Source organism: Exiguobacterium aurantiacum (assembly GCF_001766415.1).
Classification (GTDB): Bacteria; Bacillota; Bacilli; order Exiguobacteriales; family Exiguobacteriaceae; genus Exiguobacterium; species Exiguobacterium aurantiacum_A.
In genome coordinates this window covers 1-727 of sequence record NZ_MKXO01000025.1, presented here as the reverse complement: position 1 = coordinate 727, position 727 = coordinate 1, and the positions used below count along the sequence as shown (strand labels likewise).

The window sequence follows — 727 nt, the reverse complement described above, 5'->3', positions numbered from 1 at the left end:
GATGAAAATGACAAGAGAGCGTTTTGAAAAAGGCATGAGATATGCGAAAGCGACACACGCCATTGAAGGAATTTATCTTACAGCTGACGAGGAAGAATTATTATGGCAGCATGCATCGGGTCAGATCACAGATGAAGAATTTGAGAGAAAGGCTCTTGAATTGGCTTATAAAGTGATACAATAGAGATCTAGGCGAAGGTGCGCAGCGGAAGACGACGGCAGTCGTCGAGTGGCAACGAAAAGCGAAGCACCGTAGCCAGCTGGAACCCCCACACTCTAACAGGGGGGTAGTAATGTAAGATGAAAATAAAACGTATAAAAAAACATGTCGTGCATTTCAAAAATGCCGTTGAGAGCGCTCAGATTCGATTCTGAGCGCTTTTATTTTTGTTTGTGTAATTGAAATAGGGTAAAGCGTTAAAAACGCTTATAAGGGCTTTAAATGCGTTTTTTTCGTTTTGTCTGCTGTCATGATTCCTAAAACTTGATGGCGAGATACCGAGCAAAATTCAAAAACGGTTGCGAGATACCGAAAATTTTCAAAATTGGAACTAGAATGGATTTTATAACGTACAAATTATGCTAGCATTTAACATAAAAAGGGATGTCGAAGGAGAGAGATGGGATGGAGAGTATTCCTGCTGCTGTGGTCGGACAGAAGATTAATGAGTGGTATCGGCATATCAAAAAATTGAATGTAACAGATGCGGAAATGCTTCGTGATGAG

Annotated in this window: 2 protein-coding genes; both read left to right on the top strand. The window is 40.7% G+C overall.

What is annotated here, in order from left to right; all coding sequences use genetic code 11:
* A partial coding sequence (locus tag BJU60_RS14750) for an antitoxin VbhA family protein (RefSeq protein WP_039964200.1) occupies positions 1–184 on the top strand: 184 nt, incomplete at its 5' end.
* Positions 185–625: 441 nt separating this feature from the next.
* On the top strand, positions 626–727 hold a 102-nt coding region (locus BJU60_RS15305), incomplete at its 3' end, for a hypothetical protein (protein ID WP_167615764.1).